The 26,336-nt window shown below is 71.4% G+C and carries 18 protein-coding genes; 13 read left to right on the top strand and 5 right to left on the bottom strand.

Annotated elements, in window-relative coordinates:
- Positions 1–125 precede the first annotated feature (125 nt).
- The 3 genes from QE438_RS09550 (at position 126) to QE438_RS09540 (ending at position 5,140) form a co-directional block, all read left to right on the top strand.
- Positions 126–2,297 (top strand): bifunctional (p)ppGpp synthetase/guanosine-3',5'-bis(diphosphate) 3'-pyrophosphohydrolase, encoded by a 2,172-nt coding sequence (locus tag QE438_RS09550; RefSeq protein WP_306990804.1) that lies wholly within the window; start codon positions 126–128, stop codon positions 2,295–2,297.
- A 405-nt stretch (positions 2,298–2,702) separates the two neighbouring features.
- Complete coding sequence (locus QE438_RS09545; protein WP_306996055.1) at positions 2,703–4,277, top strand: hypothetical protein; 1,575 nt, start codon at positions 2,703–2,705, stop codon at positions 4,275–4,277.
- A 2-nt stretch (positions 4,278–4,279) separates the two neighbouring features.
- Positions 4,280–5,140, top strand: coding sequence for an EcsC family protein (locus tag QE438_RS09540; protein ID WP_130524947.1), 861 nt, complete (start codon positions 4,280–4,282; stop codon positions 5,138–5,140).
- 67 nt (positions 5,141–5,207) lie between these two features.
- On the opposite strand, the gene QE438_RS09535 is transcribed toward QE438_RS09540, so the two are convergent.
- The gene (locus tag QE438_RS09535; RefSeq protein WP_306990808.1) at positions 5,208–7,313 is read right to left on the bottom strand and encodes a glycosyltransferase; all 2,106 of its coding nucleotides are present in this window, start codon (positions 7,311–7,313) and stop codon (positions 5,208–5,210) included.
- A 97-nt stretch (positions 7,314–7,410) separates the two neighbouring features.
- Between QE438_RS09535 and mrcB the strand changes: the two genes are divergently transcribed.
- From mrcB to QE438_RS09515, 4 genes are all read left to right on the top strand, one after another.
- Positions 7,411–9,840 carry a penicillin-binding protein 1B gene (gene mrcB, locus QE438_RS09530; protein ID WP_306990809.1) on the top strand — a complete coding sequence of 810 codons (2,430 nt, stop codon included), beginning with the start codon at positions 7,411–7,413 and terminating at the stop codon, positions 9,838–9,840.
- Positions 9,837–10,364 carry a tetratricopeptide repeat protein gene (locus QE438_RS09525; RefSeq protein ID WP_306990811.1) on the top strand — a complete coding sequence of 176 codons (528 nt, stop codon included), beginning with the start codon at positions 9,837–9,839 and terminating at the stop codon, positions 10,362–10,364. Before mrcB ends, QE438_RS09525 begins: the two co-directional genes overlap by 4 nt.
- Before the next feature lie 31 nt (positions 10,365–10,395).
- A complete protein-coding gene (locus tag QE438_RS09520) occupies positions 10,396–12,408 on the top strand; it encodes an ATP-dependent DNA helicase (protein WP_306990813.1) in 2,013 nt (670 codons plus the stop codon).
- Positions 12,409–12,774: 366 nt separating this feature from the next.
- A complete protein-coding gene (locus tag QE438_RS09515) occupies positions 12,775–14,412 on the top strand; it encodes an NAD+ synthase (RefSeq protein WP_306990815.1) in 1,638 nt (545 codons plus the stop codon).
- On the opposite strand, the gene QE438_RS09510 is transcribed toward QE438_RS09515, so the two are convergent.
- Together QE438_RS09510 and QE438_RS09505 are read right to left on the bottom strand one after the other, a co-directional pair.
- The gene (locus QE438_RS09510; RefSeq protein WP_306990818.1) at positions 14,400–15,260 is read right to left on the bottom strand and encodes a PhzF family phenazine biosynthesis isomerase; all 861 of its coding nucleotides are present in this window, start codon (positions 15,258–15,260) and stop codon (positions 14,400–14,402) included. The two genes, QE438_RS09515 and QE438_RS09510, sit on opposite strands and share 13 nt — an antisense overlap.
- A 307-nt stretch (positions 15,261–15,567) precedes the next feature.
- Positions 15,568–16,446, bottom strand: coding sequence for an outer membrane protein assembly factor BamD (locus QE438_RS09505; protein WP_130528462.1), 879 nt, complete (start codon positions 16,444–16,446; stop codon positions 15,568–15,570).
- A gap of 106 nt (positions 16,447–16,552) precedes the next feature.
- Here QE438_RS09505 and rluD point away from each other — a divergent pair, with 106 nt between their 5' ends.
- The 4 genes from rluD to QE438_RS09485 all read left to right on the top strand — a co-directional run bounded on the left by rluD (position 16,553) and on the right by QE438_RS09485 (position 19,562).
- Positions 16,553–17,557, top strand: a complete 1,005-nt coding sequence (gene rluD / locus QE438_RS09500) for a 23S rRNA pseudouridine(1911/1915/1917) synthase RluD (RefSeq protein WP_306990823.1) — start codon at positions 16,553–16,555, stop codon at positions 17,555–17,557.
- The gene (gene pgeF, locus QE438_RS09495; protein ID WP_306990826.1) at positions 17,554–18,324 is read left to right on the top strand and encodes a peptidoglycan editing factor PgeF; all 771 of its coding nucleotides are present in this window, start codon (positions 17,554–17,556) and stop codon (positions 18,322–18,324) included. Before rluD ends, pgeF begins: the two co-directional genes overlap by 4 nt.
- Positions 18,321–18,761, top strand: coding sequence for a DCC1-like thiol-disulfide oxidoreductase family protein (locus tag QE438_RS09490; protein WP_306990828.1), 441 nt, complete (start codon positions 18,321–18,323; stop codon positions 18,759–18,761). Before pgeF ends, QE438_RS09490 begins: the two co-directional genes overlap by 4 nt.
- Positions 18,762–18,905: 144 nt before the next feature.
- Complete coding sequence (locus QE438_RS09485) at positions 18,906–19,562, top strand: hypothetical protein (RefSeq protein ID WP_306990830.1); 657 nt, start codon at positions 18,906–18,908, stop codon at positions 19,560–19,562.
- A 71-nt stretch (positions 19,563–19,633) separates the two neighbouring features.
- Here the strand turns inward: QE438_RS09485 and QE438_RS09480 are convergent, their stop codons facing one another.
- Positions 19,634–22,069 (bottom strand): TonB-dependent receptor, encoded by a 2,436-nt coding sequence (locus QE438_RS09480; RefSeq protein ID WP_306990832.1) that lies wholly within the window; start codon positions 22,067–22,069, stop codon positions 19,634–19,636.
- A 248-nt stretch (positions 22,070–22,317) separates the two neighbouring features.
- Between QE438_RS09480 and QE438_RS09475 the strand changes: the two genes are divergently transcribed.
- Both QE438_RS09475 and QE438_RS09470 read left to right on the top strand, forming a co-directional pair.
- Positions 22,318–22,794, top strand: coding sequence for a DUF3574 domain-containing protein (locus QE438_RS09475; protein ID WP_130517227.1), 477 nt, complete (start codon positions 22,318–22,320; stop codon positions 22,792–22,794).
- Positions 22,761–23,261 (top strand): GNAT family N-acetyltransferase, encoded by a 501-nt coding sequence (locus tag QE438_RS09470; RefSeq protein WP_306990835.1) that lies wholly within the window; start codon positions 22,761–22,763, stop codon positions 23,259–23,261. Before QE438_RS09475 ends, QE438_RS09470 begins: the two co-directional genes overlap by 34 nt.
- A gap of 51 nt (positions 23,262–23,312) precedes the next feature.
- Here QE438_RS09470 and QE438_RS09465 read toward each other — a convergent pair whose 3' ends face one another.
- Complete coding sequence (locus QE438_RS09465; RefSeq protein ID WP_130517230.1) at positions 23,313–26,336, bottom strand: TonB-dependent receptor; 3,024 nt, start codon at positions 26,334–26,336, stop codon at positions 23,313–23,315.

Genomic DNA, 26,336 nt, shown 5'->3' with positions numbered 1-26,336 from the left:
AGGGATGCGCGGGGCGCCGGGGGCGGATCGCACGGTGTGTGCGCGGCATGGGTGTTCTTCAACGAGGGGCAGGCCGTTAGTGTAGTCGTACCCTTCGATCCCCACCGTGTGATGGTGCACGCCTGATGTCCGTTTCACCGACGCTGCCGCTGTCCGCCTCCGACGCCGCCTTATCCGTGCTGCCCTCCGGCCTGCGCGACCAGGTCGAGCCCGCCCTGGCCCAGCCCGGCGCGCAGGACGGCATGCCCGATCCGTGGCCGGTGCTGGCCAACACCCTGGCCACCCTGGCCGGGCTGTCCGCCGACGCCGAGGTGCTGGGCGCGGCCCTGCTGTTCGGCCTGCCGGGCCTGCAGCCGGCGCTGCTGGGGACGCTGCGCACGCGCCATCCCGGCCTGCCGGCGCTGCTGGATGGCCAGGCCGCCGCCGCGCAGGTCTGGGCGCTGCATGCCGAGCCGGCCTCGGCGCGCAATACCGAAGGCCTGCGCCGGCTGCTGCTGGCCATGGTCCACGACCTGCGCGTGGTGCCGATCCTGCTGGCGCGGCAGCTGGCGCGCATGCGCGCGGCCGCGACGCTGCCGGCCGACCAGCGCCGCGAGCTGGCCCTGCTGACCCGCGACATCCATGCGCCGCTGGCCAACCGACTCGGCATCTGGCAGCTGAAGTGGGAGCTGGAAGACCTCTCCTTCCGCTACCTGCAGCCGGACACCTACCGCTCCATCGCCGCGCAGCTGGACGACAAGCGCGGCGGGCGCGAGCGTTACATCGAGCAGGTCAAGGCGACCCTGCGCGAAACCCTGGCTGCGCATCACATCGCGGCTGAAGTCAGCGGCCGGCCCAAGCACATCTACAGCATCTGGAAGAAGATGCAGCGCAAGCAGGTGGCGCTGGACGAGCTGTTCGACCTGCGCGCGGTGCGCATCGCGGTCAGCGACGTGGCCCAGTGCTATGCGGCGCTGGGCGTGGTGCATGCGCTGTGGACGCCGATCCCGTCGGAGTTCGACGACTACATCGCCCGGCCCAAGGCCAACGACTACCGCTCGCTGCACACCGCCGTGATCGGCCCGGAAGGGCGGGCGCTGGAGGTGCAGATCCGCACCCACGAGATGCACGCCCAGGCCGAGCTGGGCGTGGCCGCGCACTGGCGCTACAAGGAGGGCGGCGGCGATGCCGCCTTCGACCGCAAGATCGCCTGGATGCGCCGGCTGCTGGAGCATGCCGGCGACAGCGAGGCGGGCGATACGGCGAAGGCCGAGGCCGCGCTGGGCGGGGAGTTCGCCGCTGAGCTGGCCGAGGACCGCATCTACACGCTCACGCCCAAGGGCGAGGTGATCGACCTGCCGCGCGGCGGCACGGTGCTGGATTTCGCCTACCACGTGCACACCATGGTCGGGCACCGCACGCGCGGGGCCAAGGTCAACGGCCGCATCGTGCCGCTGGGCCACGTGCTGCGCAGCGGCGACCGCGTGGAGATCATGACCGCCAAGACCGGCGAGCCCAAGCGCGACTGGCTGCTGCCGGCCAATGGCTTTCTGGCCAGTGCGCGTTCGCGCGACAAGGTGCGCGCGTATTTCCACAAGCTCGACCGCGCCGGCAACATCGCCGCCGGCAAGGAGCTGTTGGAGCGCGAACTCAAGCGCCTGCATCTGCACCAGCTGGACCTGGGGCCGGCGCTGCGCAAGTTCCGCGCCGAGAGCGCCGAGGAGCTGTACATCCAGGTGGCCCTGGGCGACACCGGCCCCAGCCAGGTCGCCCGCGCGCTGCAGGAAGAGCAGCGCGCGCAGGCCGGCGACGGCCCGCTGCCGCCGCAGAACCCGATCCGCCGCCCCGTGCAGCGCGCGCCCGGCGCGGACAAGTCGCGCTTCACCGTGCAGGGCGTGGGCAACCTGCTGGTGCAGCTGGCCAAGTGCTGCCAGCCGGTGGCCGGCGAACCCATCGTCGGCTACCTCACCCGCGGCCGCGGCGTCACCGTGCACCGGCGCGACTGCGCCGCGCTGCGCCGGCTGGCCGCCCAGCATCCGCAACGCGTGCTGCCGGTGGAGTGGGGCGTGGCCGGCGGCGGCTACGAGGTCGATGCGCTGATCAGCGCCATCGACCGCAAGTGGCTGCTCAAGGACATCACCACGCTGATCGCCCAGGAGGATGCGCATGTGCTGGACATCCACAGCGACAGCGCCGGCGGCGCCGGCAAGATCCGCTTCCGGCTGAGGCTGAAGGTCTCCGACTACGGTCAGCTGTCCACTCTGCTCGGCAAGCTGGACGCGTTGCCCGGCGTGCAGGACGCGCGTCGCGCCGGTTGAGCGAGACTTTCAAGGCGCTTTTGCCACACGGGAAGCGCGCCCCCGGCTGCGCCGCCGCGCAGCCGTTCCACCGCAGCTTTAGGCCCCCTCCCTTTCGTGCGTAGCACGAAGGGGAGGGCTGGGGAGGGGTGCTTTGTTGCTCTTGCACTTCAGGCACCGCGCGAAAAGCACCCCCTCCCAGCCTCCCCCTGCCCGCTGCGCGGGCAAGGGGAGGGGCAGATCACGCTTCGATCGTCGTTCCCGTGGACGTAGGAAACCCAGCCTTGTGCACGCAGCGCGAGGGGCATTGGATCCAACGTGTTCGCGGGAATGACGGTGGATCGCGGTGCCCGGCTTCTCCCGCAAATCGGCTGTTCAGCATAGGGAACGGCTTGTCACGTTGGCTGGCGGATACTGCCGCGCGTGATGGAGCCGCACGACCGATTGCCTGACGGCAGGATCGAACCGCGCATCGACTGGCAGGCCACGCCAGGCGAGCAGGATCGCGTGCGCCCGCTGCCGGCGCAGCGCCAGACGCGGCGCTGGCCGTGGATCCTCGGTGCGGCCGTGCTCGCGCTGTTGGTCGCGGCGGTGGCGTTGCGCCAGCCGATCGCCGATCGGCTGTGGCAGGGCACGCGCGTGCAGGCCCTGCTCGACCAGGGCGAAGCGGCGCTCAAGCAGGGCCGGCTGAGCGCGCCGGACGGCAGCGGCGCGCGCCAGCGCTTCGAGGCCGCGCTGGCGCTGGACAACGACCGTAGCGAGGCACGCGACGGCCTGGCCCGCGTCGGTCGCGCCGCGATCGGTCAGGCGCGCGCCGCGCTGACCGCAGGCGATCTGGCCGGCGCGGGCCAGGCACTCGATCTGGCCCGCCAGCTGCAGGTGCCGCGCGCCGACGCCGACGCGATCGCGGCCGAACTGCGCCAGCGCGAGGCCCGCGCCGCCGGCATCGGCACGCTGCTGGCCCAGGCCGTGGCCGCGCGTGCGGCCGGGCGCATCGTCGGCGGCGACGACGCCGCGCTGCCGCTGTTCCAGCGCGTGCTGGCGCTGCAGCCGGACAACACCACCGCGCTGGAGGGCCGCGAGGATCTGCTGTCCGACCAGCTGCAGCAGGCGCGCCGCGCGTTGTCGGCCGGGGAGCTGGCCCAGGGCGCGCAGCTGATCGAGCAGGTGCGCGGCTTCGACGCCGGTCACTACGACCTGCCGGCCGCGCGCGCGCAGCTGGCGCGCGCGCTGGACGATCAGCGTCGCCAAGCCGAGGCCGATCTGCGCCGCGGCCGCTTGGACGCGGCGCTGGAGCGCTACCGCACCGTCCTCGCCGCCGCGCCCGGCGATGCCGCCGCCACGAGCGGCGTGCAGCAGGTCGCCCGGGCCTACGCCGAGGACGCCCAGCGGCAGGCGGCGGATTTCGATTTCGAGCAGGCGCGCGCCGCGCTGGCCCAGGCCCGCGCGCTGGCGCCGCAGTCGGCGGCCGTGGCCGAGGCCACGCGCGCGATCGAGCGCGCCCAGCGCAGCCAGGCGCGGATGGAGCATGCCGCGCCGCCCTCGCCGCAGCGCCAGCGCCGCGTGATCGCCCTGCTGGAAGAGGCCGAGCGCGCCCAGGCCCGCGGCGACTGGGTCGACCCGCCGGGCGAAAGCGCCTACGACAAGCTGCGCGCCGCCCAGGCGCTGGCGCCGGACGACGCGGCCGTGCGCCGCGCCGCGCAACGCCTGCTGCCCAACGTGCAGGGCTGCGTGAGCCGCGCGCTGGCCGCCAACCGCGTGCGCGCCGCGCAGACCTGCCTGGACGCGTGGCAGGCCATGGCGCCGGGCGATGCCAGCCTGGCGGCGGCGCGCCGGCAGCTGGCGATGCGCTGGATCGACATCGGCAGCGAGCGCCTGGGCGCTGGCGAGCTGGGCGTGGCCAGCGAGGCCCTACAGCGCGCGCGCGGCCTTGACCGCAGCGCGCCGGGGCTGGCCGACTTCGCCGCGCGCATCGCCCACGCCCGCGCCGGAGGCGGCTGAGCATGGCCCGCGCACAGCCGCTGGTCGGCGAACTCATCCCGGCAGGCCAGGCCGGCACGCTCGGCCCGCACGAGCTCGAACAGCTGCGCCAGGCCGTGCGCAGGCTCGAGCACCCCAGCTTCGGCGCGCGCGTGGCCAACCTGGTCGGCGCGCCGGTGGAGCGGCTGGTCGGCTTCCTGCCGCGCCGGGCCCATGCGCTGATCGCCGCGGCCACGCGCAAGGCCATCGGTGCGGCCCTGCGCCTGTCGCTGACCACACTGGACACGCGCGTGCCGGCCGAAGGCGCGCGCAAGTCCTCGGACTGGTGGCACCTGGGCGCGACCTCGGCCACCGGCGCCTTCGGCGGCGCGTTCGGCCTGACCGCGCTGGCGATCGAGCTGCCGCTGACCACCACGATCATGCTGCGCTCCATCGCCGACATCGCCCGCAGCGAGGGCGCCGACCTCAACGACCCGGCCGTGCGCCTGGAATGCGTGCGCGTGCTGGCGATGGGCGGCCCGTCCTCGGCCGACGACGCGGCCGAGGTCGGCTACTACGCCGCGCGCGAGGCGATGAGCCGCATGGTCGCCGACGCGGCCACGCACGTGGCCCGCCACGGCCTGCAGAAGGAAGGCGCGCCGGTGCTGGTCGGCCTGGTCAAGGCCATCGCCGAGCGCTACTCGATCCAGGTCAGCGAGAAGGCCGCCGCGCAGTGGATGCCGGTGCTCGGCGCGCTCGGCGGGGCGACGGTCAACGCCGTGTTCACCGACCACTTCCAGAGCATGGCCCGCGGCCACTTCGTCGTCCGCCGCCTCGAACGCCTGCACGGCCCGGAGACGGTGCGCGTGGCGTATGAGGCGCTGGCGCGGCTGATGGAGGAGTAGGGGAAGAGGAGTGAGCAGAAGCAGGAGCGTCTGCGTTTGGTCTTACTCACTCCTCACTCATCTCCACTCACTCCTGCTCCAAAAACAGCCGCCTCACCGTCGCGCGTGCCGCGTCCAGCGAGAAGTGCCGGCGCACATTGTCCAGGCCGTTTTCGGATAGCTGGCGCCACAGCGCGGCGTCGCCGTCCAGGCGCAGCACGGCGTCGGCGAAGGCCTCGGGCGTGTCGGCCACCAGCACATCCAGGCCGGCGCGCAGGTGCATGCCTTCCACCGCGATCGAGGTCGCCACCACCGGCAGACCGTGGGCCATGGCCTGATTGACCTTGCCCTTGACCCCGGCACCGAAGCGCAGCGGCGCCAGCGCGATGCGGCTGGCGTCCAGCAGCGGCTGCAGGTCGGGCACGTGGCCGTGGACGATGAGATGGGCGCCGGCCAGGCGCCGTACCTGCGGCGGCGGGTCCATGCCCACCACGTGCAGGCGCAGGCGCGGGGCGCGGGCCAGGATCAGCGGCAGCACCTGCTCGCCGAACCACACCACCGCATCGACATTGGGCGGGTGGTGGAAGCCGCCGACGAACAGCAGATCGGCGCGGTCCTCGAACGCACCGCCGGGCGCGGCCGGGCGATGCAGGTTGGACAGGATCTCCACGCGCACCTGCGGCGCCACGCGCGCCAGTTCCTCGGCCTCGACCGGGCTGACCACTACGGTGGTGTCGGCCGCGGCCATCACCGCCAGTTCGCGCGCCTGGGTTGCCTGCGCTTGGCGCAGCATGGCCGCATCGCCGCCGGTCTGCGCGCCGCGCTGCTCGCGCAGGTAGTGCAGGTCCACGGTGTCGAACACCACCCTGGCCTGCGGCGCATGCGTGCGCAGCAGCGGCACCACCGCGTCGGCCACGTAGTGACGGCAGACCATGGCCGTGGCGAAGCGCGCGCCGTGCTGGCGCAGGAAGCGCGGCAGGGCCGTGGCGAACGGCGCGTACCAGACCTCCACGCCCATGGCCTGCAGCGCCTGCGTATAGCCCGGCACATGGGCCAGGTCGGCGGCGAGGAACACCACGTGCGCGCCTTCCTCCTGCAGCAGCGCGATCAGGTTGACCAGGCGCAGCGAGGCCGAGTCGCGGTCCGGCCGCGGCGTCATCGAATCGATCAGCAGCACCTGGCGCTGGTGCGCGTGCAGGCTGGCCGGAGAGGGTTCGCTGCGCTGGGTCGGATGGGCCTGCAGCGTGGCCTGCCACTTGTCGGCGAACACGGCGGCGTTGCGCACCTGGTAGGCCTTGATGCCACTGCCGGTGTCGTTGCCGGCCGTGGCGCCTTCGCGGTGCACGACCACCGAGGCCGGCTGGTACAGCACGCGTCGGCCGGCCGCGCGCACGGCGAAGGCCAGGTCGGTGTCCTCGTAATAGGCCGGCGCGTAGCGGGTGTCGAAGCCGCCGACCTGGTCGAACAGCGCGCGCGGAATCGCCACCGCGGCGCCGGAGAGGTAATCGGCCTCGCGAACATAGTCATAGCGCGGGTCGTCGGGCGAGTCGAAGCGGCCGTAGTTCCAGGCCGAGCCATCGGCGAAGACCACGCCGCCGGCCTCCTGCAGGCGGCCGTCCGGATAGACCAGCTTCGCCCCGGCCAGGCCGGTGCCCGGATGGGTATCGAAGGTGCCCAGCAGCGCCTCCAGCCAGCCGGGCTGGGGCAGGGTGTCGTTGTTGAGGAAGACCAGGTAGCGCCCGCGCGCCAGCGCCGCGCCATCGTTGCAGGCGGCGATGAAGCCGCCGTTGCGCGGCCGCAGGTGGTAGCGCAGGCCCTGCACCTGCGGCAGGCAGGCAGCGGTGTCGTCGGGCGAGCCGTCGTCGACCACGATGATCTCCACCGGCAGCGCCGGCGGCCGGGCGGCCAGCGCGCGCAGGCAGTCCAGGGTCATCTGCAGCTGGCCGTAGACCGGGATGACCAGGCTGGCCAGCGGCGCCTCGGCGGCCGGCACGGCGAAGGGCGAGAACGGCTGCGAGGCCGGCAGCCACAGCGGCCGGGCGGGGGCGGGGCGGTTCAGGGCGCCGGTCAGGCGCTGCCAGGCGCGGCGGGCGGTCGGGGCCAGGCCGCGGCTGCGCGCGCTGGCGATGACGCGCCGCAGGGTGGAGGCCGCGCGCGTCCAGGCAAAGCGCGCCTCATCCCACAACATCCTCATCAGAACTCAACTCCGGCTGATCGGGCGGAAGGCCGCGCGGCCGGCCGCGTGCGGGGCTGCGCTAGACTCTCCTGTCCTTTTCATTGTCGCACCACCTGTGGCCCGCAACGATTACGACGCCGACGAGGCGTACGACGACGAGCACGACGAGGCCACAACGGCCCCCCCGGCCTGGCGCAACCGCCTGATCACCGCCGTGTTGGCGCTGCTGGGGCTGGGGCTGGGCTTCATGATTCCGTACGTGGCCTACCTGAACCATCAGGTCAGCCAGCGCTTCGGCGCGCTGCAGTGGCAGATCCCTACCCGCGTTTACGCGCGCCCGCTGCCGCTGGCCGAGGGCGAGGCGCTGGACGCGGCCACGCTCAAGACCGAGCTGGACGCGGCCTCCTACCAGGACGACGGCAAGGGCCAGCTGCCCGGCACCTATGCGCGCGACGGCAACCGCTTCACCATCGCCAGCCGCGGCTTCACCGACGTGGACTACATCATCCCGGCCACGCGCATCCAGGTGACGCTGTCGGCGGGCGAGGTGCAGGGCCTGCGCGACCTGGCCCGCGGCCGCAACATCCGCTCGGCGCGGCTGGACCCGGCGCGCATCGCCACCCTCTACGGCCAGCAGCAGGAAGAGCGCCGGCTGGTGCGGCTGGAGGACGTGCCCGAACTGCTGGTCACCGGCCTGCAGGCGGTCGAGGACCGCGACTTCGCCACCCACCACGGCATCGACCTGTCCGGCATCGCGCGCGCGGGCTGGGAGTTCGTCAGCAGCGGCGGCCAGGTGCGCCAGGGCGCCAGCACGCTGACCCAGCAGCTGGCCCGCAGCGGCCTGCTCGGCATCGGCCGCGAGCAGACCGTGGGCCGCAAGTTCAACGAGATCCTGTACGCGCTGATCCTGGAGGCGCGCTACGACAAGCGCACCATCCTGGAGGCCTACTTCAACCAGGTGTACTGGGGCCAGCGCGGCAGCCAGGCGATCCACGGCGTGTCGGCGGCCTCGGAGTTCTGGTTCGGCCGCGACCTGGACAGCCTGTCCACCGAGCAGATGGCGCTGCTGATCGGCATCGTCAAAGGCCCGTCCTACTACGATCCGCGCCGCCATCCCGAGCGCGCCCGCGAGCGCCGCGACCTGGCCCTGCGCCGCATGCTGGCGACCAGGCTGATCGACCAGAAGGAATTCGACCGCGCGGTGAAGGCCCCGCTGGGCGTGACCACCGACCCGGGCATCACCGCGGCCAACCGCTTCCCGGCCTATGTGGACCTGGTGCGCCGCCAGCTGGCCCACGACTATCCGTCCGACGCGCTGCAAGGCGCCGGCCTGACCGTGATGACCGGCATGTCGCCCTCGGCCCAGGCCTACGCCGAAGGCGCGGTCAAGCGCACCATCGACCAGCTGCAGAAGGGCAAGCGCCCGCCGCTGCAGGCCGGCCTGGTGCTGACCGACACCCACAACGGCGACGTGCTGGCGGTGATCGGCAACCGCGACGTGGCCGTGCCGGGCTTCAACCGCGCGGTCGAGGCCCAGCGCCAGGTCGGCTCGATCATCAAGCCCTTCGTCTACCTGCTGGCGCTGTCGCAGCCGGACACCTGGTCGCTGGCCAGCTGGGTGGACGACGAGCCGATCACCGTGCCGCTGGATCGTGGCCGGAGCTGGAGCCCGTCCAACTCCGACAACCGCAGCCACGGCCGGGTGCGACTGATCGATGCGCTGGCCCATTCCTATAACCAGGCCACCGTGCGCGTGGGCCTGAAGGTCGACCCGCAGCGCGTGGCCGACCTGCTCAAGGTGCTGGCCGGCGTCGAGGCCGAGCCCAACCCCTCGCTGATCCTGGGCGCGACCGACCAGAGTCCGTATGCGATGGCGCAGGCCTACCAGTTCCTCGCCTCCGGCGGACAAATCCAGCCGCTGCACGCCGTGCGCGGCGTGATCGACGCCCAGGGCCGGGTGCTCAACCGCTACGACAAGACCCCGGCCAAGGCGCAGGAGGGCGATTCGATCGCCGCCCACCTGGTCACCGTGGCGCTGCAGGCGGTGGTCACCGACGGCACCGGCCGCCAGCTGCTCAGCGACGGCCTGGGCCGGCTGTCGCCGGCCGGCAAGACCGGCACCAGCAACGACGGCCGCGACAGCTGGTTCGCCGGCTACACCGGCGATCACCTGGCCGTGGTGTGGATGGGCAACGACCAGAACCTGGAGACCGGCCTGTATGGCGCCACCGGCGCGATGAAGGTCTGGTCGGGCATCTTCTCGCGCCTGCCCAGCGCCCCGCTGCAGGTCTCCAGCCAGGGCCTGGACTGGCAGTGGGTGGCCGATTCGGCCGCCACCGACGCCAGCTGCCCGGGCGCGCGCCGCTTCCCGTTCGTGGCCGGCCACGCGCCGCCGTACCAGGCCTGCCAGCAGTTCTCCACGCCGGAGGAACAGTCCGGCGGCTGGCGCCGCTGGTTCGGCCTGCCGCCCAAGGACGAGCCGGAAGCCCCGGCCCGCGAACTGCCGACCCCGACCCCGCCGCCGCCGTCCACGAGCCCGCTATGACCCGTCCCTGCCGTCTTGCCCTGGCCTGCGCGCTGCTGCTGCCGCTGGCCGCCTGCGTGACCGAACCGCCGCCGCCGCCGGCCGCCCCGGCGCCGCCGCGCCTGACCCCGACCCAGGCGCTGAACGCCGTGCTGGCCGTGGCCAAGGCCGACGACCGCGAACTGGACGTGCAGCCGATCCGCGACCCGCAGGTCGAGGACCTGCGCGAGGCCTCGGTCGCCGCCCAGCGCCGCCGCGACTGGCAGGCCTCGGCCGAGGCGCTCAACCAGGCCCTGCTGATCAGCCCGGACGATCCGGCCGTGCTGCAGGAGCGGGCCGAGGTCGCCCTTGCCCTGGGCGACTGGGAGCGTGCCGAGACCCTGGCGCGCAAGGCCTTGTCGCTGGGCTCGAAGACCGGCCCGCTGTGCCGGCGCCACTGGTCGACCATCGAGCAGTCGCAGATCGCCCGCGGCGAGACCCAGAACGCCGCCTCGGCGCACGCCCAGATCGCGGCCTGCACCGTGGCCGGCTTCGACCGGATGTGAGCGGCGCCGGTCGCCGCCGCGCGGCGCGCTGATGGCGCAGCTGTCGCAGGCCAGCTGCGAGGCGCTGGGCGAGGGCGGCGCCCTGGCCCAGCGGCTGGAGAACTTCGTCCCGCGCCAGGCGCAGCTGGCCCTCACCGGGGCCATCGCCGATGCGCTGGATGCGCGCGAGACCCTGCTGGCCGAGGCCGGCACCGGCACCGGCAAGACCTACGCCTACCTGGTGCCGGTGCTGCTGTCCGGGCTGAAGGCGATCCTGTCCACCGGCACCCGCGCGCTGCAGGACCAGCTGTTCCACCGCGACCTGCCGCGCGTGCGCGCCGCGCTGGGCGTGGGCCACAGCGCGGCGCTGCTCAAGGGGCGCGCCAACTACCTGTGCCGCTACCGGCTGGCGCAGGCGCGCGGCGAGCCGCGCTTCGTCTCGCGCGAACAGGCCGACCAGTTCCAGCGCATCGTGGTGTGGAGCGGGCGCACCCGCTACGGCGACATGGCCGAGCTCGAATCGCTGCCCGAGGATTCGCCGCTGCTGCCCATGGTCACCTCGACCGTGGACAACTGCCTGGGCACCGAATGCCCGTTCTGGGACGACTGCTTCGTGGTCCAGGCGCGCCAGCGCGCGCAGGCCGCCGACGTGGTGGTGGTCAACCATCATCTGCTGCTGGCCGACCTGGCGCTCAAGCAGGAGGGCTTCGGCGAGATCCTGCCGGGCGCGCAGGCGTTCGTGATCGACGAGGCGCATCAGCTGCCGGAGCTGGCGGCGAACTTCTTCGGCGAAGGCTTCGGCCTGCGCCCGCTGCAGGAGCTGCTGCGCGATGTCCTGATCGAGGCGCGCCAGGCGCCCGGCGCGCTGGCGCCGCTGCAGCCGCCGGTGGCCGCGGCGGAGCAGACCCTGCGCGAGCTGCGTGCGGCGATGGAGTTCCTGCCGCCGCGCGGCACGCGCGAGCGCGCGCTCGGCAGCGCGCCGGTGCGCGAGGGCTTCGACGCCCTGGTCGTGGCGCTCGAGGACCTGGCCCGCGCGCTGGCGCCGCTGGCCGACACCACGCCCGGCCTGGACGCCTGCAACGCGCGCTGCCGCGATATCGAGGGGCGGCTGTTGCGCTGGCTCGGCGATCCCTCGGCGAACGGGCCGCAAGCCCTGCTGCGCCATGCCGATGTGCCCCCGGCGGACCTCGACGACCTGCCGCTGACGCCGGACGACGCGCCGCACGACGCCTCGACCGATGTGTTCTGGTACGAACTGACCCCGCGCGGCTTCCGCTGCCAGCGCACGCCGCTGGATGTATCCGGGCCCCTGCGGCAGCATCGCGAGGCCTCGCATGCGGCGTGGGTGTTCACCTCGGCCACGCTGACGGTGGGCGGTGGCTTCGACCACATCGCCCAGCGCCTGGGCCTGGACGACCCGCACACGCTGCTGCAGCCCAGCCCGTTCGACTGGCCGCGCCAGGCGCTGTGCTACCAGCCGCCGGGGCTGCCCGATCCCAACGCCCGCGGCTACGGCACGGCGCTGGTCGCCGCGCTGCTGCCGGTGCTGCATGCCTCGGACGGGCGCGCCTTCCTGCTGTTCGCCTCGCACCGCGCGCTGCGCGAGGCCGCCGAGGCGCTGCGCGACGCGCCCTGGCCGTTGTTCGTGCAGGGCCAGGCGCCGCGCGCCACGCTGCTGCAGCGCTTCCGCGAATCGGGCAATGGTGTGCTGCTGGGCTCGGCCAGCTTCCGCGAGGGCGTGGATGTGGTCGGCGAGGCCTTGAGCGTGGTCGCCATCGACAAGCTGCCCTTCGCCGCGCCGGACGACCCGGTGTTCGAGGCGCGGCTGGAGGCGATCCGCAACGCCGGCGGCAATCCCTTCCGCGACGAACAGCTGCCGCAGGCGGTGATCGCACTCAAGCAGGGCGTGGGCCGGCTGATCCGCAGCGAGACCGACCGCGGCGTGCTGGTGCTGTGCGACCCGCGCCTGTCCGGCAAGGCCTATGGCCGGGTGTTCATGCAGTCGCTGCCGCCGTTCGCGCGGACCCGCGAAGTGGCCGATGTGGCGGCGTTCTTCGGCAAGTGAGCGAAGCGCTGGTTGGGGAGCTGGTGCGGAAGTTGAGGGAGGAGGCCAGGGAAAGCCCATTGCCGGCATGACGGCTCACATCGAGCAAAGGCACGGCGGTGGATTGGGTGGGGAGACAATCCCCAGATCAAGCCGCCGCCTCCTTGTAGAGCGGAGCTTGCTCCGCTGCGTTTCGATCGGGTCTTCGGGAAAGCCCCAGCGGAGCAAGCTCCGCTCTACACAGCGGGGATCCGCCTGGGCGACGATGAGGCTTGACCGACGAGGTCCGACTTCATCGACGGTCGCGCCCGGTGCGCCGTTCGCACAGGCCGACCGGGCGCTTCTGAAATAATGCGCGGGTCTGTCCCGCATCGCATCAGGTGACCCATGCCCGCAACGCTTCGCATCGCCATGGCCCAGTTCGACTATCCGGTCGGCGACGTGGCGGGCAATACCCGGCGCATCATCGAGCAGATCGCCATCGCCCGCGACGAATACGGCGCCGACGTGGTGCTGTTCCCCGAGCTGGCGCTGAGCGGCTATCCGCCGGAGGACCTGCTGATGCGGCCCTCGTTCCTGGCCGACTGCCACCGCGCGCTAGCCCAGGTCGCCCAGGCCGCCACCGGCATCGTCGCGGTGGTGGGCTGGCCCGAGAGCGCCGGCAGCGTGCTCTACAACGCCGCCAGCGTGCTGCGCGACGGCCGCGTCGAGGCGACGTATCGCAAGCGCGAGCTGCCCAACTACAACGTGTTCGACGAGCGCCGCTACTTCCACGTCGACCCCGACGGCGGCAGCTGCGTGTTCGAGGTCAAGGGCGTGCCGGTCGGCGTGGTGATCTGCGAGGACCTGTGGTTCGCCGAACCGCTGGCTGACACCGCGCGCGCCGGCGCGCAGCTGGTGCTGGTGCCCAACGCCTCGCCGTTCGAGCACGGCAAGCACGCCCAGCGCGATGCGCTGCTGGCCCAGCGCGTGGCCGAGACCGGCGTGGCGCTGGCCTATCTCAACGTGGTCGGCGGCCAGGACGCGCTGGTGTTCGACGGCGCCTCGGTGGTGGCCAGCGGCAACGGCGAGATCTCGCCGGCGGCGGTGGCCTTCGCCGAGCAGTGGCTGGTGGCCGATTACGACGCCGCCTCGCGCGTGTTCTCGCCGGTGCTGTGGCGCGACGAGGGCGACGAGAGCCGCGACGGGCTGGCCTGGCGCGCGGTGGTGCGCGGCATCGCCGACTACTGCGGCAAGAACGGCTTCAGCAAGGTCTGGGTGGGGCTGTCCGGCGGCATCGACTCGGCGATGGTGCTGGCGCTGGCCGTCGATGCGCTGGGCGCCGACAACGTCACCGCCGTGCGCATGCCCTCGCGCTACACCGCCGGGCTGTCCAACTCGCTGGCCGAGGAACAGTGCCGCGCGCTGGGCGTGCGCATGGAGACCGTAGCGATCGAGGCGCCGTTCAAGGGCTACCTGGAGGCGCTGGGTCCGTTGTTCGAAGGCCACCCGGTCGACACCACCGAGGAGAACCTGCAGTCGCGCGCGCGCGGGGCGATCATGATGGCCCTGTCCAACAAGTTCGGCGGGCTGCTGCTGACCACCGGCAACAAGAGCGAGTACGCGGTCGGCTACGCCACCATCTACGGCGACATGTGCGGCGGCTACGCGCCGATCAAGGACCTGTACAAGACCGAGGTGTTCGCGCTGTCGCGCTGGCGCAACACCGTGGGCGGCGCGCCGGTGATTCCGCCGGCGGTGATCGACCGCCCGCCCTCGGCCGAGCTGCGCGAGAACCAGCTCGACCAGGACTCGCTGCCGCCCTACGACGTGCTCGACGCGATCCTGCTGCGCTATGTCGATCTGGAGCAGTCGCGCGAGGAAATCATCGCCGCCGGCTTCGACGCCGACACCGTCCACCGCATGCTGCGCCTGGTGCGGGTCAACGAATGGAAGCGCCAGCAGGCCGCCCCCGGCCCGAAGGTCTCCCTGCGCGCCTTCGGCCGCGAGCGCCGCTACCCGATCAGCAACCGCTACCCGGCCTGAGCCGGCGCCGGAATCGGCACGGCGCGGCCGCTCACCCGGATCGGACCCGCCGCCGGGATGTGCACCCGTAGCTGGCTCGGCCGGCCCATGTCCTCGCCCTGCACGATGTGGAGATCGGTCGGCGCCTGGACCGCGCCGAGCGCGCGCAGATAGGCGCCGAAGGCCGCCGCGGCCGCGCCGGTGGCCGGATCCTCGACCACGCCACCGGCCGGGAAGGGATTGCGCGCGGCGAATTCGCACTCCGAGACGCGCCAGACCAGCGCCACCGTGGCCAGCTCGTGCGCCTGCGTCAGCGCCTTGAGCCCGGCGAAGTCGTAGTCCAGCCGCGCCAGCCGCTCGCGCGTGGCGGCGGCCAGGATCAGGTGGCGCGCGCCGGCGTAGGCGATGGCCGGCGGCAGCGCCGGGTCCAGCTCGTCGGCGCTCCAGCGCAGCCGGGTCAGGGCCTGGTCGAGCAGGCCCGGCGGCAGTGCCGGCAGCACGTGCGGGGCGACGCTGGTCAGGGTCGCGCCGATGCCGGCGTCCTCGTGCGCGGTGACCACCTCGACCAGGCCGGCGCGGGTGCGGAAGCGCAGCGTGCCCGGGCCATCGCGCTGCGCCAGCGCGACCGCGCCGGCAATGGTGGCGTGGCCGCAGAACGGCACTTCGTCCAGCGGACTGAAGTAGCGCACGTCGAACGCGCCGGCCTCGCCCGGCTGGACGAAGATCGATTCGGAATAGCCCAGCCGCGTGGCCAGCGCCTGCATGTCCGCCGTCGCCATGCCCGAGGCATCGAGCACGACACCGGCAGGATTGCCGCCCTCTGGCCGATCGGTGAACGCGCTGTAGTGCAGGACATGAGGTGAGGACACGCACGGACCTTGGGAGCGGGAGAGTCGCCTCAGCTTAGGGCGTGGCGCGCACGCGGCCCAGCGCCACGGCGCGATGCTGGATTCCAACCGCGGCCGTGGCTTGGAGTCGTCAATGGCGTGGATATCGTCGCCCAACCGATCACACCACCATCGTCGTTCCCGCGAAAGCGGGAACCCAGGGACTTTCGTACGGAACGCCTGAGAAGGCTCAGCGCTTCCGCGCGACCCCATGCGTGTCAGCACTTCTGCCACCCACAAAGAAAAGGGGCCTCAAAGGCCCCTTTCATCCCACAACGATCCGCCTCGCTCAGTGCGCGTCATCGCGCTCGTTGTCCAGCGCGGACTTCTCGCCGGCGAAGGGGTTGAGCTTGCGCATGGTCGAGGGGAAGTCCGGCCACTTGCCGGCCAGCCAGGGGTGCTGCGGGTCGTTCATCTGCAGCACGCGGCGGGCGTCGTCGGCCAGCGGCTTGTTGCCCAGGCGGGTGTAGGCCTCGCCCAGCAGGGCGACGGCGTCGTACTGGTACTCGCTCTGCGGCAGGGTCTCCAGGATGTACTTGGCGCGGCCCACGGCGGCGGTGTAGGCGCCGCGGTGCAGGTAGTACAGCGCGGTGTCCATCTCGTGGCGGGCGAAGGTATTGCGCAGCTGGACCATGCGCAGGCGCGCGTCGGCGGCGTAGCGGCTGTTGGGGTAGCGCTCGGAGACGGTGTTGAAGTCGCTATAGCCCTGCAACGGGGTGGACAGGTCGCGGCGGCTGGAATCCAGGCTCCAGACCTTCTGCAGGAACACCGTGTCGCGGTTGGAATTGGCCAGTCCGCGCAGGTAGTACATGTAGGGCACGTTGCGCTGGGTCGGGTAGGTGCGCAGGAAGCGGTCGATGCTCGACACGGCCTCCTCCAGCTTGCCCGACTTGTACTGCGCGTAGGCCAGTTCCATCTGCGCCTGCTCGGTGTACGGGCCGTACGGGTACTGGGCGATCAGCGACTGGAACTGCTTCTCCGCGCCGGACCAGTTGCCGCGGGTCATGTCGGTGTGGGCCTCGGTGTAGATGGCCTCGACCGGGCGCGAGTCGACCGCCTTGTCCTTCTTGTTGCGGCCGCAGCCTGTGGCCGTGAGGGCCACCACCAGGAGCAGGAGCAGGACGCGGACGGTGGCGCGGGCGGACGGGGCTGCGAAACGCTGGGACATGGGCTGGCGGACGGGCCGCATCGGGGAAACGAGGGGGCGATGATAGCCTAGGCGGCTGCCGGGCCATGAATTCCGGCCAACTTCTTCACTGGAACCGCTTGACCGGATGACTGCCGTAGCCGACGACGACGCCCCCCTGGACGCCCCCGCCACACAGGGCCCGCGCAGCGCCCAGGTGCCCACGCACGCGGCCGGGCGCCGGTTCGACGCGGTGCTGGCCGAGCTGTTTCCCGAGTTTTCCCGCTCGCGCCTGTCCGAATGGATCAAGTCCGGCGACGCGCGCCTGGACGGGGAGATGGTGCGCCCGCGCGACCCGGTCACCCCCGGCCAGGTCGCCACGCTGGACGCCGTGCTGGACACCCAGACCCACGCCCAGCCCGAGGACATCCCCCTGCAGGTGCTGTACGAGGACAGCGAGGTCCTGGTGCTGGACAAGCCGGCCGGGCTGGTGGTCCACCCCGGCGCCGGCAACCCGACCGGCACCCTGGTCAACGCCCTGCTGTTCCGCGACCCGGCGCTGTCCGCGCTGCCGCGCGCCGGCATCGTCCATCGCCTGGACAAGGACACCTCCGGGGTCATGGTCGTGGCCAAGACCCTGCCGGCGCACACCTCGCTGGTGGCGCAGCTCTCGGCACGCGAGGTGCATCGGCAGTATCTGGCGGTGGTGGTCGGCGCAATGGTGTCCGGCGCGACCGTCGATGCGCCGATCGACCGCCATCCGCGCGACCGGCTGAAGATGGCCGTGCGCGAGGACGGGCGCGATGCGGTCACCCACGTGCGCCTGCGCGAGCGCTTCCGCGGCCATACCGCGGTCGAGTGCCGGCTGGAGACCGGCCGCACCCACCAGATCCGCGTGCACATGGCGCATCTGCGCTTTCCCATCGTCGGCGATCCGCTCTACGGCGGCCCGCTGCGCCTGCCGCGCGGGGCGAGCGAGGAGCTCAACGCCCAGCTGCGCGGCTTCCGCCGCCAGGCCCTGCACGCCGAGACGCTCGAGTTCAGCCACCCGACCACCGGCGAGCCGGTGCGCACCAGCGCGCCGGTCCCGGCCGACATGCTGGCGCTAATGGCGGCCCTGCGCGACGACGCGGCCGCGCACAAGAGCAAGTGAGCGCCCTGCTGCCCGCGCACTGGCCCGCGCCGCCCGGCGTGCGCGCGCTGGTGACGCTGCGCTTCGGCGCCGGCGGCTCGGCTGCGCCATTTGACGCCTTCAACCTGGGCAACCGCAGCGCCGCCGCGGGCGATGACCCCGCACAGGTGGAGGCCAACCGCGCCGAGCTGGCCGCGTTGGCGGGCCTGCCGTCGCTGCCGCACTGGCTGCGCCAGGTGCATGGCACCGGCGTGGCGCACTTCGAGACACCGCTCGGCGCGCCGCGCGCGCAGGGCGATGAACCGGAAGCCGACGCCGCCGTCACCGATGCCCCCGGCGTGGTGCTGGCCATCCTCACCGCCGACTGCCTGCCGGTGGTGTTCGCCGCCGTAGACGGCAGCGAGGTGGCCGCTGCCCACGCCGGCTGGCGTGGGTTGGCCGACGGGGTGCTGGAGCGCACCGTCGCCGCGATGCGCACGCCGGCCGCGCACGTGCGGGCGTGGCTGGGCCCGGCGGCGGGACCGGAGGCCTACGAGATCGGCCAGGACGTGTTCGACGCGTTCACCGCGAGCGACCCCGGCGCCGCCGCGGCCTTCGTCGCGACCCGCCCCGGCCACTGGCGCGTGGACCTGTACGCGCTGGCGCGCCGGCGCCTGGCCGCGGTCGGCGTGACCGACGTGCACGGCGGCACGCTGTGCACCATCGGCGATCCGCAGCGCTTCTTCTCGCATCGCCGCGACCGCCGCAGCGGCCGCATGGCCACCCTGGTGTGGCGGGCGCCGACATGAGCGCGCCCGCGCCCTCCGGCGGCGATCCCGCCGCCGAGACGCAGGGCGCGGCGATCATCGTGTTCGACGGCGCATGCGCCATGTGCAACGGCTGGGTGCGCTTCCTGCTGCGACACGATCGCGCCGCGCGCTATCGCTTCGCCGCCATGCAGGGCCGCACCGGCGCGGCCCTGCTGGCCGAGCACGGCCTGGACCCGCACGACCCGTCCTCGTTCCTGCTGGTCGACCGCGACGGCGCCCACGTCGAGACCGACGCCATCGCGCGCGTGCTCGGTGGCCTCGGCGGCGGCTGGCCGTTACTGGCCACGGCCATGCGCGCCGTGCCGCGCGGCGCGCGCGACCGCGTCTATCGCTGGGTCGCCCGCAACCGCCGGCGCTGGGCCGGCGCCGCCTGCACCGTGCCCAGCCCCGAGCAACGCGACCGCTTCCTGGACTGACTTGGCGCGGAAGGTGGGCGCAGACTCGCCGCATCGTCAGTGAGATGTCCCATTGCCGCAGCCAAAGGTGGTGAAATCCCCTCCAAGCGCGGTCACTCCCATCCCTGTCCTGCCTTCAGGCGCCTGCATGCCCTTGGAGTCGCGATGAAACGAATCCTGATCATGGTGGTCGTCCTGGTAGCAGCCATGCTTGCGGCTGTAACGCTGCGGAACAGGCCAGAGGGCTCATCGCTCGAGCGGGCGGATCCTGTCGCCAAAACGGTCGAAGAAGAACAAGCGCCTGAGAGCCCGGCGGCGAAGGGCAGCGGTGAACGCTCGGAGGCGCCAGGTCTTTCATCCAGTCAGTCGGTCGAAAGCCGATCCGCGCCCGAGGCCACCAGGAAGACCGGTTTCAAGCCGCTCGATAGCGACGGAGCCAAGCGCATCGACCTCATGGTGCACAAGCTCAGCTACGCAAATCCCGAGTTCATCGATCTTTACACGCTTGCCGAGAAAGAGAAGCAGGACCCGGCCTGGTCCCCCGACCTGGCCGAAAAGATAGAAGTCTCGCTGCGCTCGCATGGCCTGGAATACGACGCCCTGCAGATCGGGACGCCTTCCTGCTCGGCCTCGCTGTGCATGGTCAAGGCCGTGGCCCTGCGCGGGTATGCCGATCAGTTGCCGGCGTCCAATTGGCAGCGCTTGGTCGGCTCGGTCTTCGGGGAGAGCTGGTTTGCCGAGAACTTCATGGACGCCCACACCTATCTGGCGGATGACGACATCGGGACGACGTACATCTCCATCTTCGAGCGCAAGCAGTAGCTTTCCGATCAGGCAGGACCGGGGGTCGGCCCGTCCAGGTGACGGGCCGACCCTTCAGAACGTCAGCGCACTCAGAAGGTGAAGCGCACCCGCCCGTAGTAGTACGCGCCGTTGCTGCCGATCGGCGAGAGCACGTCGTAGGGCAGGTTGCCGAAGTAGGCGATATCCGGGATCGAGCGGTCCGGATACTGGTCGAGCAGATTCTGCCCGCCCAGGGCGATGCTCCACTGCGGCGTGATGCGGTATTCGACTTCCGCATCAAGCTGGTACTCGGCGCTGTAGGTCTGGCGCGGGACGAAGCCGTCGCCGAAGTCGAACACGCGCGTGGCCTTGCCGTAACGGCTCAGGCGCGAGGTGAGCGACCATTTGTCGTCGCTCCAGCTCGCCGCCAGCGCGGCGCGCGTGCGCGGCGTGGCCTCGGTCAGCGTATTGCTCTCTTCCACGCCGAACAGCACGTAGTCCGGGTCCAGCGCGAGCAGCTGCCCCGGCGTGGCGACCAGATGCTTCAACTCGGTCTTGGCGTAGCTCCAGGTGCCGGTCAGCAGCAGCTGGCCATCGCCGACGGACTGGCGCCAGTTGCTGACCAGTTCCGCGCCGCGGGTGCGGGTGTCGGCGGCGTTGACGAAGAAGCTGGCGCTCTGCACGCCGGCCACGCCGAAGCGGTCCTGCACGAAGTCGGTCAGCGCATCGCCGGTGATGTCCTCGGACAGCGCGACGCGGTCGTCGATGTCGATCTGGAAGAAGTCCAGCGACACATCGAACTGGCTGCCGATGCGGCTGGTGAAGCCCAGGCTGTAGTTGTGCGACTTCTCCGGCTTGAGCGGCTGGGCGCCCAGCGCCTGGGCGATGGGGTTGTTGACCGACAGCAGCCGGCCCTGCACCAGGCGGCCGGCTGCGTCGTAGCCGGTGGAGGTGGCCTCGTAGCCGATCTGGCTCAGCGAGGGCGCGCGGAAGTTGTTGGACACCGCCGCGCGCACGGCGAAGGCGGGCACGAACTCGTAGCGCGCGGCCAGCTTGCCGGTCCACTGGCCGCCGAAGTCCTGGTAGTGCTCGTAGCGTCCGGCGATGTCGGTGGAGAAGTGCTCGCCGAACTGGCTGGACAGCGAGGCATAGGCGCTGGCGACGTTGCGCGACAGGTCTGCCACGTCCTGCGGGGTCAGGCCGCCGCCGGCCTGCGAGCCGGTCGGGCGGTCGGTGTAGGGGCCGGCCGCGTAGCTGGCCGGGTCGCCGGCGCCGGTCTCGTAGCGCTCGCGGCGGAACTCCACGCCGGTGCCCAGCGTGTGGGTGGCCGTGCCGGCCTCGAACACCCGGCTCAGGTCCAGGTTGGCCACGGTCTGGTCGAAGGCGTAGTCGCCGGTCTTGAAGCGCGTGGGGCTGCCCGGGCCGAGCGAGGCGTTGAGCGAATCCTTCAGCCGGTAGGTGAAGTCGTTATGCCCATAGTCCAGGCTGGCGTCGTAAGCCCATTCGCCCCACTGGCCGCGCGCGCCGGCCACGGCCTGCGCGTCGCGGTTTTCGCCCAGCGACACCGGACGGTAGCCGCGCGGGTAGACCTGCTTCCAGTTGGCCACGCTGTCGGGATAGCGGAAGTAGTTGGCGCCCTGCGTGTCGCGCTGGTTGAAGGTGCCGAAGGCATAGAACTCGGAGGTGGCGCCGAACGGCACCGCCGCGTTGATCCAGGCGTTGAGATCCTTGGACTTGCCGTCGCCCAGCACGTAGTTGCGCTTGCCGGCCAGGGCCAGGTTGTCCGGCGTCTGGTCCTCGAAGAAGGGGATCTGGTCGAAGCCGGCGCGGTTGGTGCCTTCGCGGTTCTTCAGCTCCACGCCCAGCTTGAAGAAGCCGTCCTCGCCGATGCGATCGCCGACCTTGGCGCTGAAGAAGCTGGTCTGGCCGTCGGTGATCTCGCGGTGGATCGGTTCGACATCGGTGTGGTTGGCGCCGAAGCTGGCCTCGATCGCGCCGGCGTCCGGATCATCGTCCAGGATCACGTTGATCACCCCGGCCACCGCGTCCGAGCCGTATTGCGCGCCGGCGCCGTCGCGCAGCACCTCGATGCGCTTGATCGCGCTGATCGGGATGGCGTTGAAATCGACCGGCGTGGTGCCCTTGCCGATCTTGCTGTCGGTGTTGACCAGGGCCGAGGTGTGGCGGCGCTTGCCGTTGACCAGCACCAGCACCTGGTCGGGCGAGAGCCCGCGCAGCTGCGCGGCACGCACGTGGTCGGCGCCGCCGGAGTTGGACTGGCGCGGGAAGTTGAACGAGGGCAGCAGCGCCTGCAGCGCGCTGCCCAGTTCGCCATTGACCACGCCGGCCTTGCGGATGTCCTCGGCGGTGAGCACGTCCACCGGCGCGGTGGACTCGAGCACCGTGCGGTTGCTGGCGCGGGTGCCGGTGACGATCACCGTGTCCAGGTTGGTGGCGGTGGCCGGGGCGGCGTCCTGGGCGAAGGCGGGGGCCGACAGGGCCAGGGCGATGGCCAGGCTCAGCGGCCTGACGAACGGGGACGACATGGCGGTTCTCTCCTGAAGCGATAACGTTCGCGACCGGTCGCGCCGGCCGTGGCGGCGACTGGGGTCGGCAAGGATTGCTGCATCCATCCGGATGAAGCGATATATTAACTTGACGTAAAGGCGATGCGCGAGCCGTGGCTCGGTGCCGTGCGGCATGAGCTCATGCCCGGCGGTTATCCGCGCCGCGCCGCGTCGGCCTTTCGATCGTGTTCTCCTTGCCCATTTCCGACCCCACCGAGACCTTGCCGATGCTGCTGCGTGCCCCGTTGATCGCCGTTCTGTTCACCTTGAGCGCCTGTGCCAGCGTCGCGCCTTCGCACCCCGCGCCCGCCGCCGTCAGCGCCACCCTGCAGGGCGATGCCTTGCGGCCGGCGCAGGCCAGCGGCTGGGTGCGCAGCGAGCTGTACTTCGGCGTGGGCGTGGAGGAAGGGCCGGGCGGGCGGCACGAGGACCAGCCGATCAGCGAGGCGCAGTGGCGCGCCTTCCTGGACAAGGAGGTCACCGCGCGCTTCCCGGATGGCTTGACCGTGCTGGATGGCTACGGCCAGTGGCTGTTCCGCGGCGCCGCGGCGCCGGAGCGGCTGAAGACCAAGGTGCTGGTGATCCTGCACGAGGACACGCCGCAGCGCCGCGCCGACATCGAGGCCATCCGCCTGGCGTGGAAGCAGGCCACCGGCCACCAGTCGGTGCTGTGGTCGCGTCAGCCGGTGGAGGTGTCGTTCTGAGCGCGTCGCCTTTTCAGATCCGCGTCGACGACCTGAGCGGCGCGCAGACCCGCGCGCTGCTGGAGTACCACCTGCGCCAGATGCACGCCAATTCGCCGCCTGGCAGCGTGTTCGCGCTGGATCTGAGCGGCCTGCAGGCGCCGGGCATGACGGTGTGGAGCGCCTGGCGTGGGCAGGCGCTGGTCGCCATCGGCGCGCTCAAGGACTGGGGCGAGGGCACCGGCGAGCTCAAGTCCATGCGCACCCATCCGGACCACCTGCGCCAGGGCGCGGCGGCCGCCGTGCTGGACCACATCATCGCGGTGGCGAAGGCCCGCGGCCTGCGCCGGCTGAGCCTGGAAACCGGGTCGGGCGAGGCCTTCGAGCCGGCGCTGGCCCTGTACCGCAAGCGTGGTTTCAGCAACGGGCCGGCGTTCGGCGACTATGTCGCCAGCGATTTCAACCAGTTCCTGCACTTGCCGCTTTGAAGCATCGATGCAGGCGGGCGAGGACATCGCCCGCCTGCACCAGGCCCCACGTCAGAAGTCGTAGGACACCGACAGCCGGATCGAGCGCGGCGGCTGGCGGATGGTGACGGTCTGGAACAGCGGGTTGTTGGGACTGGCGTCGGTGCTGGGCGTGGTCTGGGCGAAGGCGTAGCGCTGCAGCGCGACCTGGCTGTCGAGCACGTTGAAGATGCTGCCGGTGAAGGCCAGGCGGTGATCGCCGAAGTCCGGCGTCCAGGTCACGCCCAGGTCCAGCTGGGTCATCCACGGCATGCGGCCCTGCTTGCCCGGAGGCGAGGGTTCACCGTTGCAGAAGTGGTAGACGCTGCCATAGCCCAGCGGATCGAGCTGCTGCTGACCGTAGAAGCTCAGGCAGTGGCGCGGCGTGCCCGACACGGCCGCGAAGTTGGCCGACACCAGCCACTCCGGCGAGAAGGTGTAGTAGCCGTAGAGCTTGAGCTGATGGGTGTGGTCGTTGTTCTGCGGTCCGTTGGCGTTCTCCATGATCGTCCAGTTGTCCCAGTCGTAGCTGGTGGACGTGCCGCCCTGGCTGGCATCCGAACGCACCTGGCCCTCGGTATTGCCGTAGCTGCGCGAGAACACATAGCTGGCCTTGCCGTACCAGTTGTCGGCGACCGGATGCTCGAGCACCGCCTCCAGGCCGTAGTACTTGCGGATCAGCTTCTGCTTGAAGCCCAGGTCCTGCATGCTCATCGGGAAGTCGAAGTACGAGCCGTCGCCATCGATCATGGTGAAGACGTTGGTGCGGCCGGGATTGATCAGGTAGCAGGTGTTGAAGTTGGCCACATCGTGCCCGGCGGCATTGGCCGCGGCGGCGACCTGCGACATCGAGCAGAAGTCGTCGATCGCGTTGCGCAGATTGCGGTAGGTGCTCTTCAGGCCCCACACCCAGGCATCGCCCAGCGTGTGTTCGAAGCCCAGGATGAACTCGTCCTGGTATTCCGGCTCCAGCGTGCGCGCGGTGGCGGTCTTGGGATCGGGCGCCTGTCCGAACTGGTTGAGCGCCGAGTACTCGCCGGAGATGTCGGTCAGCCCGGTGGGCGAGCCATCGGCGGCGATGCCCGAGTAGGTGTACAGGTGGGTGGTGTTGTAGAAGCCGGCGGCGACGATCAGGCCGGGGTTGAGCGGCAGGCCCAGGTAGTAGCGTCCGGCGTTGGCGTAGACCTTGAAGCTCGAATCGCCGTGCACGTCCCAGGCCGCGCCCAGGCGCGGCGCCCACTGCGGTTTGGTCTGGCGGATGTAGGGCACGCCGTCGGAGTTGAAGTTGGTGAACTGGTCGTTGCGCAGGCCGATGCTCAGCAGCAGGTTGTCGGCCACCTGCCACTTGTCCTCGATGTACTGCGCCTTCTGCGAGGAGCTGATGGTGGTGATGCCGCTCCAGGTGTTGCGCTGCACGTAGTAGCCCGCCGCGCCGTTGGGGAAGCCGGCCACCGGGCCGATGCCGTGCGAGGCGTCCAGCGGCAGGCTGGGATCGTCGGCGCGCTGGTAGGACCAGACATAGCCCGGGCCCGGCGCATGGCCACCCTGGTCCAGGGCCTGCGAGCGGATGTTGTCGATACCGGCGCTGAGGGTGTGGTTGCCCAGGGTCCAGGCCAGGTCCACGCGCAGGTTGCTGGAGTGGTTGCCGCGGTCCGGTTCGCTGAGGTCGCCCTGGATCTGGTTGTTGTAGCGCGGCGTGCCGCCGTTGAGCGCCGGGTTCTGGTAGGTCCAGTTGTCCACGCGCACCAGGGTGGGGTCGTAGTTGGGCGGCTGCGCGTTGTACATCTTGGTGTCCATCTCGCCGTAGGTGGCCGAGAGGGTGAGCGTGTCGGTCAGGTAGCCGGTGTAGCGGGCCACCCACATGTCGCCGCCGTACTGGCTGTCGCCGTTGGCGTACAGAAAGCCGCTGCGCGTCAGGGTCTTGTAGTCGTAGCCGTAGACGTTGCTGGAGCTATCCAGCCGGTCGCGCACGCCGGTCAGCTCCAGCAGGTTGTTGTCGTTGATGTTCCAGTTGAGCTTGACGTAGGCGCGCGGCATCTTGCTGGTCTGGCTGACGTAGTTGCCGCCGCTGTCCAGCGTGTTGGTGGAATCGGTCCAGTCGCGCTGGAACTCGCCGGCGGCGAAGAAGAACAGCCGGTCGCGGATGATCGGGCCGCCGGCGTAGGCCGAGACGGTGTAGCTGTCGGTGCGGTTGGCGCCGTTGTAGTGATACAGGTCGCCGGCCAGTGGCGAATCGGGCAGGCCGTTGGCGTAGTGGGAATTCTTGGCCTCGGCGCGGCCCCAGTCCGGCTGCCACAGCACCTGCGCGCCGTAGTGCCACTGGTTGGTGCCGTGCTTGCCGACCGCGTTGATCACGCCGCCGTCGGAGCGGCCGAACTGCGCGCTGTAGCCGCCGGTATAGATCTCCTGCTGGTCGATGGCGCCGTAGGGCAGGGTCAGGCCGCCGGCGGTGTTGAGCGGGTCGGTCGTGTTGAAGCCGTTGATGTAGTAGGCGTTCTCGGTCGGCGAGGAGCCGCCGAAGCTCACCAGCTCCTTGCCGGTGTCGCTGTGGAAGCCGCCGCTGTTGGCGACCACGCCCGGCGCCAGCTTGGCGATGTCCTCGGCGTTGCGGGCCAGCGGCAGGCGCGCCAGCTGGCTGGCGGTAATGACCGTGCGCGAGTCCACCGCCGAGGCGTCGATGCTCGGCACCGCCGAGGCCGACACCTTGACGGCGCCCAGGTTGGTGGCGCCTGCCGTCGCCGCGGGCGCGGCGAAGGACACTTCCGAGGCCACGCCGACCTTCACCAGCACGTGGGCGTCGGCGCCGAGCGGCTGGCCGTCGCGGACCGCGCTCAGGGTGTATTCGCCCACCGGCAGGGCCGGGCTGCGGTACTGGCCATCGGCACCGACCTGGATCTCGCGGGTGGTGCCGGTGGCGCTCTGGATGCGGATGGTGCTGCCGGCCTCGGCCTGGCCGTACAGCGTGCCGGTCGTGGATTGGGCGAAGGCCGAGGGGCTGGCCGACAGCGCGAGCGCGGCCGCCAGGGCGTGGAACAGGAGGGAGCGGGAAAACGACAT

The organism is Pseudoxanthomonas sp. SORGH_AS_0997 (genome assembly GCF_031453535.1).
GTDB lineage: Bacteria > Pseudomonadota > Gammaproteobacteria > Xanthomonadales > Xanthomonadaceae > Pseudoxanthomonas_A > Pseudoxanthomonas_A winnipegensis.
This window is presented reverse-complemented; position numbering and strand designations above follow the sequence as displayed.